Origin of the sequence: Streptomyces sp. NPDC006193, assembly GCF_040613915.1 — a bacterium.
Lineage (GTDB): Bacteria > Actinomycetota > Actinomycetes > Streptomycetales > Streptomycetaceae > Streptomyces.
In genome coordinates, this window is sequence record NZ_JBEXTB010000021.1 from 1 (window position 1) to 12,829 (window position 12,829).

A 12,829-nucleotide genomic window follows, 5' to 3' on the forward strand; every position below is an offset into this window, starting at 1 on the left:
GTGCCGTCGGGGCGGTGGTGGAACCACTCGGGGTGCTTGTGCACCCAGGGGTGGTCGGGGGAGCACTGCAAAGCGAAGTCCAGCGCGATCTCCAGGCCGAGCCTTCCCGCCTCGGCGACGAAGAAGTCGAAGTCCTCGATGGTGCCCAGGTCCGGGTGGACGGCGTCGTGCCCGCCCTCCGGGGAACCGATCGCCCAGGGCACGCCGACGTCGTCGGGGCCGGCGGTCAGGGTGTTGTTGCGGCCCTTGCGGAACGTGGTCCCGATCGGGTGGACCGGGGGCAGGTAGACGACGTCGAAGCCCATGTCGGCGATCGGCTTCAGCCGGCGCGCGGCCGTGCGGAACGTGCCGTGCGGCCGCTCGGCGGTCCCCTCGGAACGCGGGAAGAACTCGTACCACGAGCCGTACAGCGCGCGCTCGCGCTCCACCAGCAGGGGCATCGGATCGGAGGAGGTGACCAGCTCCCGCAGCGGATGACGCGCCAGCACCGCCTCCACCTCAGGCGCCAGGGCCGCGGCGAGCCGCCAGGCGGCCGGTCGGCTCGCGTCCCGCAGGGCGGCCGCCGCGTCCAGCACGGCTCGCCGCTCCTCCTCCGGGACCCCGGCGGCCGCGCGCTCGTGCAGCAGCGCGCCCTCGGTCAGCACCAGTTCGGTGTCGATGCCGGCCGGGATCTTGATGCGCGCGTGGTGGCGCCAGGTGGTGACCGGGTCCGACCAGGCCTCCACCGTGAAGGTCCACCGGCCCGGTGCGCCCGCGGTGACGGTGGCGCCCCAGCGGTCGGTGCCCGGCGCCAGCTCCCGCATCGGCGTCCAGGGTCCGGGCCGGCCGGCCGGGTCCCGCAGCACGACGTTCGCCGCGACGGCGTCGTGGCCCTCGCGGAACACGGTGGCCGACACCTCGAACGACTCCCCGGTCACGGCCTTGGCGGGCCTGCGACCGCGCTGGACGACGGGGCGCACGTCGAGGACGGGGATGCGGCCCAGCGTGGTGGCCGCGGCCGGGGAGGACCGTTCCCCGGCGGCGGGCGGGCCGGGAACGCCGGCCGGCGCCGCACCTTTCCTGCCCGTCTTCTTCTTTCCTCCTGCCGTGGGCGTGCTGCTTGTCGGGGGTGCTGACGAGTGGTGCGTGGCGGGCATGACCGCTCCTGTCCGCGTCAACGAGGGTGTGGGCGGATGAGTGTGGGGAGGTGGGTCCTGCGGAGGTACCGGGTGACGCGTGTGGGGTGTGTACCGCAGGAGCCTTCCCACCCGGATCGGGTGGGCAATCCGGCACTTCGTCGACTCCTCACCCCGATTCCCCCCTGTACGAGACCGCTCCCCTGTGTCCGGGTGCCCGGCGTGCGGCTCTTGACGCCCCGACACCCCCGTCGGATACGTCCCCACCGACCGTGCGGTAACCACTACCGTCGGATACGACGACGAGACGTACAGCGCCGTGCGTCTCACCCTGTGACGCGTCCGAGGTGGCATGTGAAGGCGATCCGCCGGTTCACCGTCCGTCCCGTACTCCCCGACCCCCTCCGGCCGCTGAGCGACCTGGCGCGGAATCTGCGCTGGTCCTGGCATGCGGAGACGCGCGACCTGTTCCAGTCCGTCGACCCCGAGGCCTGGGCCGCCGCCGGCGGCGACCCGGTGCGGCTGCTGGGCAGCGTCCGCCCGGCCCGGCTGGCGGAGCTGGCCGGGGACCGGCGGTTCCTGCGCCGCCTCACCGCGGCCGCCGACGACCTCGACGACTACCTGTCCGGCGAGCGCTGGTACCAGGCCCAGCCCGACGGACTGCCCGCGGCCGTCGCCTACTTCTCCCCGGAGTTCGGCATCACGGCCGCGCTCCCGCAGTACTCCGGCGGCCTCGGCATCCTCGCCGGCGACCATCTGAAGGCGGCCAGCGACCTCGGGGTGCCGCTGATCGGGGTGGGACTGCTGTACCGGCACGGGTACTTCCGGCAGACCCTCTCCCGCGACGGCTGGCAGCAGGAGCACTACCCGGTCCTGGACCCCAACGAGCTGCCGCTCACCCAGCTGAAGGAGCCCGACGGCACCCCCGCGCAGGTGTCCCTCGCCCTGCCCGGCGGCAGGGCGCTGCGCGCCCGGATCTGGCTGGCGCAGGTCGGCCGGGTGCCGCTGCTGCTGCTCGACTCCGACGTGGAGGAGAACGACCTCGGTGAACGCGGGGTCACCGACCGGCTCTACGGCGGCGGCAGCGAGCACCGGCTCCTGCAGGAGATGCTCCTGGGGATAGGAGGTGTGCGGGCGGTGCGGACGTACTGCCGGCTCACCGGGCACCCGGCGCCGGAGGTGTTCCACACCAACGAGGGGCACGCGGGCTTCCTCGGCCTGGAGCGGATCGCCGAACTGTGCGCGGGCGGACTGGACTTCGACCCGGCGCTGGAGGCCGTGCGGGGCGGGACGGTGTTCACCACCCACACCCCGGTCCCGGCCGGCATCGACCGTTTCGACCGGGAGCTGGTCGCCCGCCACTTCGGTCCGGGCGCCGAACTCCCCGGCATCGACGTGCAGCGGATCCTGGCGCTGGGCAGGGAGACCTACCCGGGCGGCGAGCCGAACCTGTTCAACATGGCCGTGATGGGGCTCAGGCTGGCCCAGTGGGCCAACGGGGTGTCGGTGCTGCACGGCCAGGTCAGCCGGGGCATGTTCGCGGGACTGTGGCCGGGGTTCGACGCCGAGGAGGTGCCGATCACCTCCGTGACCAACGGGGTGCACGCGCCGACGTGGGTGGCCCCGGAGGTGCTGCGGCTCGGCGCCCGGCGGCTCGGCGCCCAGCGGGCCGAGGACGCGCTGTCCGTCGGCGGCTTCGAGCGCTGGGAATCGGTCGCGGACATCGGGGACCAGGAGGTCTGGGAGCTGCGCCGGACCCTGCGCGAGCGGCTGGTGCTGGAGGTGCGGGAGCGGCTGCGGGCGTCCTGGCGGCAACGGGGCGCCGGGGACGCGGAGCTGGGGTGGATCGACGGGGCTCTCGACCCGGACGTCCTGACGATCGGGTTCGCCCGCCGGGTGCCGTCGTACAAGCGCCTGACGCTGATGCTGCGCGACCCCGACCGGCTGACCGAGCTGCTGCTGCACCCCGACCGCCCCGTCCAGATCGTGGTCGCGGGCAAGGCGCACCCGGCGGACGACGGCGGCAAGCGCCTGGTGCAGGAGCTGGTGCGGTTCGCGGACGATCCGCGGGTCCGCCACCGCATCGTCTTCCTCCCCGACTACGGCATGGCGATGGCGCAGAAGCTGTACCCCGGCTGCGACGTCTGGCTGAACAACCCCCTGCGCCCGCTGGAGGCCTGCGGCACCTCCGGCATGAAGGCGGCGCTCAACGGCTGCCTCAACCTGTCCGTCCTGGACGGCTGGTGGGACGAGTGGTTCCAGCCGGACTTCGGCTGGGCGATCCCCACCGCCGACGGCGCCGGCACCGACCCCGAGCGCCGTGACGACATCGAGGCCGCGGCCCTGTACGACCTGCTCGAACAGCGGGTCGCGCCGCGTTTCTACGAGCGCGGCCGCGGCGGGCTGCCGGACCGCTGGATCGAGATGGTCCGCCAGACCCTCTCCCTGCTCGGTCCGAAGGTGCTGGCCGGCCGCATGGTCCGGGAGTACGTCGACCGGCTCTACACCCCCGCCGCCCAGGCGCACCGCGCGCTGACCCCGGACACCGCCCGGGACCTCGCCGAGTGGAAGGCCCGGGTGCGGGCCGCGTGGCCGGCGGTGACGGTGGACCACGTCGAGACGACCGCGACGACGGCCACGGCGGAGCTCGGCTCGACCGTCGGGCTCCGGGTCCGGGTGCGGCTGGGCGATTTGGGTCCGGACGACGTGGAGGTGCAGGCGGTGTCCGGCCGGGTGGACGCGGAGGACCGCATCGCCGACGCCACGATCGTCCCGCTGAAGCCGACCGGCGCCCCGGACCTGGAGGGCCGCCTCCTGTACGAGGGCCCGCTGTCCCTGGACCGCACCGGCCCCTACGGCTACACGGTCCGCATCCTGCCCGCCCACCGCCTCCTGGCCTCGGGCGCGGAACTGGGCCTCGTGGCGGTGCCCTCCGAGGACGTCGTGGAGGGGGCCGGCATGGTGCTGCGGTAGGCCGGCGCCACCGGAGCCGGCCGCCGCCGAGGGCGAGGCCGGCCGGGCCGGCGCCGGGGTCCGGGGGCGGCGGGCCCCCGGACCCCCGGATCCCTAGGCGGATCCGCTCAGCCGCTTCAGCACGGCCCCGCAGCGCCGGGCGTACGCGTGCTGCAGTCCCCGGGTCGCCGGGCCGCCCGCGCGGGCGTACCACGCGGCGGCCCTGCTGAACGCGGCGACCGTCAGCCAGACCGTGCCGTCGCCGGTGCGGTCCACCACGAAGGCCTCCTCGCCGCACTCCGGGTGGCCCGGCAGGGTGCCGTAGGCCCAGCCGGCGCGGCGGGGTTCCTCGACCGTCCAGACGATGCGGCAGGGGGCTTTGACGAGGCCGGCCAGGGTGACCGTGACGTCGACCCCGGGGGCCGCGCGGTCGGCCGTGGCGTCGACGCCGACGCCGAGTGCGCGGTGCATCTCCCAGGTCAGGACCGCTTCGGCGGCCCGCTGGAACACCTCCTGGCCCTCTCCGAGGCGGGTGCGGACCAGCAGGGGACGGAAGCCGGGCGGGCAGTGGGCCAGGTCGTCGCGGGTCGCGCCGACCGGCGCGTAGGTGAAGGGCGCCGAGGACATGGGTCACAAGGGTAGGGCGGCACCCGGAACGCTCTCGTCCCGGGTGCCGCCCTGGTGGAACTCGCAGGCGACTAGTTGACGTTGACCGCCGACCAGGCCGCCGCCACCGCCTTGTACTCGGCGCTGGTGGAGCCGTACAGCGCGGACGCCGCGTTCAGGGTCGCCGTGCGGGCGGCCTTGTAGTTGGTCGTCGACGTCATGTAGGTCGTCAGCGCCTTGTACCAGATCTGCAGCGCCTTGGCGCGGCCGATGCCGGTGACCGCGGAGCCGTTGTACGTCGGCGAGTTGTAGGTCACGCCGTTGATCGTCTTCGAGCCGCTGCCCTCGGCCAGCAGGTAGAAGAAGTGGTTGGCCACGCCGGACGAGTAGTGCACGTCCTTGCCGCCGACGGAGGAGGACCAGTAGTCCGCCGAGCCGCCGTCCTTGCTGGGCTTGTCCATGTAGCGCAGCGGGCTGCCGTCGCCGTTGATGTCGATCTCCTCGCCGATGAGGTAGTCACCGACGTCGTTGGAGTTGTTCGCGAAGAACTCGACACCCGTGCCGAAGATGTCGGAGGTGGCCTCGTTCAGGCCGCCCGACTCGCCCGAGTAGTTCAGGCCGGCGGTGTTGGAGGTGACGCCGTGGCTCATCTCGTGGCCGGCGACGTCCAGCGAGGTGAGCGGGTTGACGTTGCCGGAGCCGTCGCCGTAGGTCATGCAGAAGCAGCTGTCGTCCCAGAAGGCGTTCACGTACGAGTTGCCGTAGTGGACGCGGGAGTAGGCGCCGACGCCGTTGTTCTTGATGCCGCTGCGGTTGAAGGTGCTCTTGTAGAAGTCCCAGGTCTCCTGGGCGCCGTAGGCGGCGTCGACGGCCGCGGTCTGGTCGGTGCCGGAGCTCGACGCCGCGCCGGTGCCCCAGACGTTGTCGGCGTCCGTGAACAGCGTGCCGGTGCCGGACGTCTTGTGCGCCAGGTTGTAGGTCTTGTGACCGCCGCGGGTGGTGTCGTACAGCTGGTACGTCGAACCCGACAGGGTGGTGGTGAGGCTGACGGTGCCGGAGTACAGGCTCTTGCCGGTGCCGGTGGCGTTCTCGATGCCCTGGTACTCGTAGAGCTTCTTGCCGGTTGCGGCGTCGGTGATGACGTGCAGCCGGTTCGGGGTGCCGTCGTCCTGGAAGCCGCCGACGACCGTCTCGTAGGCGAGGACGGGCTTGCCGGAGCCGGCCCAGATCACCTTGCGGGCGCCGTCCGCGGCCGTCTTGGCGGAGCCGAGGGTCCGGGCGGCGGAGACCGCCTGCTTCTCGGCCTTGTCGGCGCTGATCCGCGGCTTGAGCGAGGCCACCTCGACGGTCGCCGAGGTGGCTCTGGTGACGCCTTCGGTCCTGCCGGACCGGGCCGTGTGGACGATCAGGTCGCCGCCGAGCACCGGCAGGCCGGCGTAGGTGCGCTCGTAGCGGGTGTGGAGGGTGCCGTCGACGTCCTTGACGACGTCCTTGACGATCAGCTTCTCCTTGGCGCCGAGGCCTATGCGCTGCGCGGTGCCGGCCGCGCCGGCCTGGGCCTTCTCGATCAGGGAGGTGCGCGCCGCGGCGGACAGGGTGGTCGGGGCGGCGGCCGGGGGCTTCGCCGCGGCCGATGCCGTCGGCTGGGCGCTGGCACTGGTGGTCAGGCCGGTGGAGACGAGGGCTCCGGCGGCGACAGCGGTGGCGATGGCCAGCGTGGTGCGCCGACGCGCGTAGAGGGGGCTCACGAAAGCTCCTTCTCGTGGGGGAGTCCGGTCAGCGTGGGGTCACTGGCCGGAGGTGGGGCGGTGCGGGACTGCTGTGCTGCGGCGGGTGGAGAGAGAGTGACATCAGGGGCGCGTACATGTCAGGACCCTGGCCTGATGTTGGCTGAAACCCGACCGCTGGGTGAACGTTTCGGCAACGTGAACGGGCGCTGTCCGAGGGTGTGTCATCCTCGGACAGCGCCTCAACTCCGGGCCTGTGGCGTGCTGTTTACGGGAAGGTCAGCTTCCAGCTGTTGATCGTTCCCGTGTCGTACGTGGCTTGATCCTGTACCCGCAATGTCCATGTGCCGTTGGCCGTTTCCGCCGAGGCGTTGACCGTGTACGTGGCGATCACGTCGTCCGCCGAGTCGGAGGAGCTGAAGTTCTTCAGCCGGTAGGCGGTGCCGGACGGACCGACGAGGTCGATCACCAGGTCGCCCCGCCAGGTGTGCGAGATGTCCACGCTCACCTGGAGGTTGCCCGGCGCGTTCCCGGTCCGCCCGGAGACGGTGATGGCCGAGGTGACGGCCGGCCCGTTGTCCGGGACGGCGACCGGTGTGGTGCTCTCGTACGACGTGCCGCCGCCGCCCCCGCCGGAGCGCGAGCCGACCCCGACGCCCGCCCAGGCGTCCTGCACCGCCTTGTACTCGGCGCTGGAGGCGCCGTACAGCTCGCCGGCCGCGGCGAGGGTGCCGGTCCGGGCGCCCGCGTAGTTGGTGGTGGACGTCCACTTGGTGGTCAGCGCCCGGTACCAGATCTGCAGCGCCTTGTCCCGGCCGATGCCGGTGACCGGGAGGCCGTCCGCGGTCGGCGAGTCGTAGCTGACGCCGCCCACGACCTTGGCGCCGCTGCCCTCGCTCAGCAGGTAGAAGAAGTGGTTCGCCGGTCCGGACGAGTAGTGGACGTCGACCCCGCCGATGCCCGAGTACCAGTTGTCCTTGGACGCGCCGTCCCTGCTGGGCTTGTCCATGTAGCGCAGCGGGGTGCCGTCGCCGTTGATGTCGATCTTCTCGCCGACGAAGTAGTCCCCGGCGTCGGTGGAGTTGTTCGCACTGAACTCCACGCCGGCGGCCATGATGTCGCTGGTCGCCTCGTTCAGGCCGCCCGACTCGCCGCTGTAGTTGAGGTTGGCGGTGGCGGAGGTGACGCCGTGGCTCATCTCGTGGCCGGCGACGTCGATGGAGGTCAGCGGCTTGGCGTTGCCGGAGCCGTCGCCGTAGGTCATGCAGAAGCAGCTGTCGTCCCAGAAGGCGTTCACGTACGAGTTGCCGTAGTGGACGCGCGAGTAGGCGCCGGCGCCGTTGTTCTTGATGCCGTTGCGGCCGAAGGTGTTCTTGTAGAAGTCCCAGGTGAGCGCGGCGCCGTAGTGGGCGTCCGCACCCGCGGTGGCCGCGTTGGAGTTGCTCCCGTTGCCCCAGGTGTCGGAGGACTGCGAGAACAGCGTTCCGGTGCCGGAGGAGCCGTGGTTCAGGTTGTACGTCCTGTGGTTGCCGCGCGCCCCGTCGGTGAGCGTGTACGTCGAGCCCGACTGGGTGGTGGTCAGCGTGACCTGCCCGCTGTACTGGGTGTTGCCGATGCCGTTGCGGACGCCCTGGTACTCGTACAGCTTCTTGCCGGTGGCGGCGTCGGTGATCACGTGCAGCTGGTTCGGGGTGCCGTCGTCCTGCAGACCGCCCACGACCGTCTCGTACGCCAGCACGGGCTTGCCGGTCGCCGCCCAGATCACCCTGCGCACGCTGTCCGCGGCCGGCCTGGTCGCGCCGAGCGCCTTCGCCCGCTGCACGGCCTGCTTCTCCGCGGCTTCCCTCGGCACGGCCGGGGTGAGTCCGGCGACCTTCAGCGTGGCGCCGGTGGCCCGGACGACGTCCAGGGTCCTGCCGGACCCGGCGGTCGTCACCACCAGGTCGCCGCCGAGCACCGGCAGGCCCCCATAGGTGCGCTCGTAGCGGGTGTGGAGCGTGCCGTCGGCGTCCTTGACGACGTCCTTGACGATGAGCTGCTCCTTGCCGCCCAGCCCGATCTCCCGGGCGGTGGCGGCCCTGGCGGCGTCGGCGTCGCGGATCAGCTCGGCGCGCTGCGAGGGCGTGAGCCCGACCGCCGCGTGGGCGGGGTTCACCTTGCCGGGCCGCGGCGGGGCCGGCGCGGCGCCGGCCGCGCCCGCCTGGACGGCGGCGGCTATCAGGGCGGCCGCGCCGGTGAGGGCGACGGTGGCGGTGCGGCGGTGCGAGAGGTGGGAGGTGCGTCCGCGGGAGGAAATGCGTCTCAACACTGACTCCTTCTGCATGACCGCGGGTTGCGCGGCCAGGGGAGACCGGACGGTGGGTTGGGACGTCCGGGGAGAACAGGCGTTGCGCCAGAACCACGTGCGGGTGTGGAGCCGGCCCACACAGGAGTGCAGAAACTGTGGGGTTGCTGTGAGTCGGCCTGGGAAGAGTGGCAGGAGATCTCCCAACCTGTCAGGACCGCGTCACGAATTTGGCCAGAAATGCCCCGTTGACCGGATGTTCCTGTTCGGTATACGAACAGCCCGGCCGGGCGGGCCTCGGCCGCGTCCCGGCCGGACGCGGACCCCCGCCGGGCGGCGCCCGCCCGTCCGCCCGTCCGCCGCCCCCGTCCGCCCCGGGCGCGGGACCGGCGGCCTCACCCGATCGGACCGAAACCCGGTGGGCGAGCCCCGCGCCGGTCCGTAGGCTCCCGTGTGATGCCCACGACTCCTGCCACCGCCCGGGACCGTTCCGCCGTCCGCACGCTGCTGCGCCTGTGGCCGTACGTCCGTCCCGTGCGCCTGCGGCTGTTCACCGCAGCCGCCGTGGCGATCGTCGCCTCCTGCACCGGACTGGTGATCCCGCTCGTGCTGAAGTGGCTGGTCGACGGGCCCGTCGCCGACCGGGACCCGGCGGGCGTCCGGCTCGGCGCGCTGTACCTGCTGCTGCTCGGCCTCGCCGAGGCGGCCCTGTTCGGGCTGCGCCGCTGGCTGGTCGCCCGCCCGCTGTCGCACGTCGAGGCGCGGATGCGCGCGGACCTCTACCGTCGCCTGCAGCGCCTGCCCGTGTCCTTCCACGACCGCTGGGCCTCCGGCCAGCTGCTCTCCCGCGGCACGACCGACCTGATGCTGGTGCGCATGTTCCTCGCCTTCCCGCTGACGTTCCTGCTCGTCAACGCGGTGACGATCCTCGTCGGCCTGGTGATCATGCTCATGCAGGACTGGATCCTGGGCCTGGTCGTCCTCGGCCCCGCCCTCCCGGTGATGTGGACCTGCCTGGTCTTCGAGCGGCGGTACGCGGACGTGGCCCGCCGCGCCCAGGACCAGGTCGGGGACCTGACCACGGTGGTCGAGGAGAGCGTGCTCGGCATCCGCGTCATCAAGGGCTTCGGCCGGCACCGCAGCCAGGCGCGGACCTTCCGCCGGCTGTCCGCCGCCCTGCGCGGCACCGAGCTGCGCAAGGCGCGGCTGCTGGCGGTCATCCTCGGCGTCATCGTGACGCTGCCGGAGGCGGCGATCGGGGCGGCGCTGGTGCTGGGCGCGGTGCGGGTCGCCTCCGGCGAGCTGAGCGCCGGGACCCTGGTCGCGTTCCTGAGCACCGCGCTCGCCCTGCGGTGGCCGGTCGACTCGATCGGCTTCCTGCTCGCCATGAGCCAGGAGGCCGCCACGGCCACGGAGCGGTACTTCGAGGTGATGGACGAGGAGCCGGAGGACGACACCCCGGCGCCCGCCCGCGCCGCCCCCGCCGCGCCCCGGCCCGCATCCGGGCTGCGGTTCGAGAACGTCTCCTTCCGCTACCCCGACGCGCCCCCCGGCTCCCCGCCGCTCCTCGACGGCGTCGACCTGCACGTCCGCGCCGGCGAGTCGATGGCCCTCGTCGGGGCCACCGGGAGCGGCAAGACCACCCTCACCGCCCTCGTCCCCCGTCTGCACGAGGTCACCTCGGGCCGCATCACCCTGGACGGCGTCGACATCACCGCGATGTCCCGCGAGGAGCTGCGCACCAAGGTGGCCGTCGCCTTCGAGGAGCCGACGCTGTTCTCCGCCGGCGTCGGCGAGAACGTGCTCATGGGCGCCCCCGACGGCGCCGGGAAGGCGGAGCTCGACCGGGCGCTCGCCATCGCCCAGGCCGACTTCGCGCACGCCCTCCCGCAGGGCACCGACACCCGCGTCGGCGAGCAGGGGCTGAGCCTGTCCGGCGGCCAGCGGCAGCGCCTGGCCCTGGCCCGCGCGGTGGTCGGGCGGCCGGAGTTCCTGGTGCTGGACGACCCGCTGTCCGCCCTGGACGTGCACACGGAGGCCGCCGTGGAGGCAGCGCTGCGGCAGGTCCTCGCCGGCACCACCGCGCTGATCGTGGCCCACCGCCCGTCCACGGTGCTGCTGGCCGACCGGGTCGCCCTCCTCTCGGGCGGCCGCATCGCCGCCGTCGGCACCCATCACGAACTGCTGCGCGGCAACGCCGAGTACGCCCGCCTGATGTCCGGGGAACAGGAGGACCACCGGTGACGACCACGACCGCCTCGGCCCCCGCCACGGGCAGCGGCGACCACGGCTCCCCGGACTCCGGCGACGCCTTCGACCGGGACGTCCTGCCCTCCCCGCCCGGCGCCACGGCCGCCCTGCTGCGCTCGCTGCTCGCGCCGCGGAAGGCGCGGACCGTGCTCACCGCGGTCCTGCTGCTGCTCCAGCAGGCGGCCGTGCAGACGGGCCCGCTGCTGGTGGCGTACACCATCGACGAGGCCGTGCCGGCGTTCCGCGGCCACCGGCACGGCCCGCTGGCCGCGGTCGCCGCCGGCTACCTGCTGTGCGCGCTGCTCTCCGGCGTGCTGCAGTTCGCGTTCGTCCGGAACTGCGCGCGGGTCAGCCAGGACGTGCTGCTGGATCTCCGGGCACGGATCTTCCGCCACGCGCAGGCGCTGAGCGTCGACTTCCACGAGCGCTACACCTCCGGCCGGCTGATCTCCCGGTCCACCACGGACGTCGAGTCCCTGCGCGAACTCCTCGACGACGGACTGCAGGAGCTGGTGACCGTCCTGCTGTCCTTCGTCTGCATCTCGGCGCTGCTGCTCTGGCTGGACCCCGGCCTCGGCGCGCTCGCGGTGGCCTCCTTCGTACCGCTGTACCTGCTCGTCCGGCTCTACCGGCGGCGCGCGGGGCGGGTGTACCGGGCGCGGTCCACGGCCATCGCGGCGGTGATCGTGAAGTTCGTGGAGACGATGAACGGCATCCGCCCGGTGCGCGCCTTTCGCCGCGAGGCCGCCAACGACGCCGAGTTCGCCGTGCTGAACCGGCGGCACGAGCGCGTGAACGGGGACGCGCTGCTGGAGATGGCCCGCTACGTGGTCGGCTCCCGGCTGGTGGCCAACACCGCGGTCGCGGCGATCGTGCTCTGGGGCGCCCACCGGGTGGCGTCCGGCTCGCTGGAACTGGGCGTGCTGGCGGCGGCGGTGCTGTACCTGCGCCGGCTGTACGACCCGATCGACCGGCTCGGCATGTTCCTGAACTCCTACCAGTCGGCCGCCGCCTCCCTGGAGAAGATCGCCGGGCTGCTGGCGCAGACGCCGTCCGTGCCGGAGCCGGCGCAGCCCCGCCCGCTCCCGCCGGCGAAGGGGGACCTGCCGGGCCGGGAGGTCGTCTTCGACGGGGTCCGGTTCGGCTACCGCACCGGCGGCGAGGTGCTGCCCCGCCTCGACCTGACCCTGCCGGCCGGGCAGACGGTCGCGGTCGTCGGCTCCACCGGCGCGGGCAAGTCGACCCTCGCCAAGCTCCTCGCCCGCTTCTACGACCCCACCGAGGGGCGGGTGCTGCTGGACGGGGTGGACCTGCGCGAGCTGTCGGCGCCCGACCTGCGGCGCGGGGTGGTCATGGTGACGCAGGAGGCGTTCCTGTTCTCCGGCACGGTCGCCGACAACATCGCCATCGGCCGGCCCGACGCCGGCCGCCAGGAGATCGAGCGGGTCGCGAAGGCCATCGGCGCGCACGAGTTCATCAGCGCGCTGCCCGACGGCTACGACACCGACGTCCGCAAGCGCGGCGGGCGCATCTCCGCCGGCCAGCGCCAACTGGTCGCCTTCGCGCGGGCACTGCTCGCCGACCCGGCGGTGCTGATCCTGGACGAGGCGACCAGTTCGCTGGACGTCCCGGGGGAGCGGGCGGTGCAGCGGGCGATGTCGACGGTGCTGCGGGGCCGCACCGCCGTGGTGATCGCGCACCGGCTGTCCACCGTGGAGATCGCGGACCGGGTGCTGGTGATGGAGCACGGCCGGATCGTCGAGGACGGCCGCCCGGACGAACTCGTCACCGGCAGCGGCCGGTTCGCCGATCTGCACCGGGCATGGCGGGACAGCCTGGCCTGACCGCCCATGCGACGGGGACCCCGCGGCCCGGCCGGGTCCCCGCACCCGGCC

At 73.1% G+C, this 12,829-nt stretch carries 7 protein-coding genes; 3 read left to right on the forward strand and 4 right to left on the reverse strand.

Annotated elements, in window-relative coordinates; all coding sequences use genetic code 11:
* A partial coding sequence (locus ABZ261_RS19540) for a maltotransferase domain-containing protein (RefSeq protein WP_356860735.1) occupies positions 1-1,136 on the reverse strand: 1,136 nt, incomplete at its 3' end.
* Between the two features lie 333 nt (positions 1,137-1,469).
* On the opposite strand from ABZ261_RS19540, the gene ABZ261_RS19545 reads away from it, so the two are divergent.
* Positions 1,470-4,088 carry a glycosyltransferase family 1 protein gene (locus ABZ261_RS19545; RefSeq protein WP_356860737.1) on the forward strand — a complete coding sequence of 873 codons (2,619 nt, stop codon included), beginning with the start codon at positions 1,470-1,472 and terminating at the stop codon, positions 4,086-4,088.
* 93 nt (positions 4,089-4,181) lie between these two features.
* Here ABZ261_RS19545 and ABZ261_RS19550 read toward each other — a convergent pair whose 3' ends face one another.
* The 3 genes from ABZ261_RS19550 to ABZ261_RS19560 form a co-directional block, all read right to left on the reverse strand.
* Positions 4,182-4,694 carry a DUF1990 domain-containing protein gene (locus ABZ261_RS19550; RefSeq protein ID WP_356860738.1) on the reverse strand — a complete coding sequence of 171 codons (513 nt, stop codon included), beginning with the start codon at positions 4,692-4,694 and terminating at the stop codon, positions 4,182-4,184.
* Positions 4,695-4,765: 71 nt separating this feature from the next.
* Positions 4,766-6,421: a M4 family metallopeptidase gene (locus ABZ261_RS19555; RefSeq protein ID WP_356860740.1), complete on the reverse strand. Its 1,656-nt coding sequence runs from the start codon at positions 6,419-6,421 to the stop codon at positions 4,766-4,768.
* 247 nt (positions 6,422-6,668) lie between these two features.
* Positions 6,669-8,705, reverse strand: a complete 2,037-nt coding sequence (locus ABZ261_RS19560) for a M4 family metallopeptidase (RefSeq protein ID WP_356860742.1) — start codon at positions 8,703-8,705, stop codon at positions 6,669-6,671.
* 435 nt (positions 8,706-9,140) lie between these two features.
* On the opposite strand from ABZ261_RS19560, the gene ABZ261_RS19565 reads away from it, so the two are divergent.
* Both ABZ261_RS19565 and ABZ261_RS19570 read left to right on the forward strand, forming a co-directional pair.
* Positions 9,141-10,928 (forward strand): ABC transporter ATP-binding protein, encoded by a 1,788-nt coding sequence (locus ABZ261_RS19565; protein ID WP_356860744.1) that lies wholly within the window; start codon positions 9,141-9,143, stop codon positions 10,926-10,928.
* Complete coding sequence (locus tag ABZ261_RS19570) at positions 10,925-12,778, forward strand: ABC transporter ATP-binding protein (RefSeq protein WP_356860746.1); 1,854 nt, start codon at positions 10,925-10,927, stop codon at positions 12,776-12,778. Before ABZ261_RS19565 ends, ABZ261_RS19570 begins: the two co-directional genes overlap by 4 nt.
* Positions 12,779-12,829 lie beyond the last annotated feature (51 nt).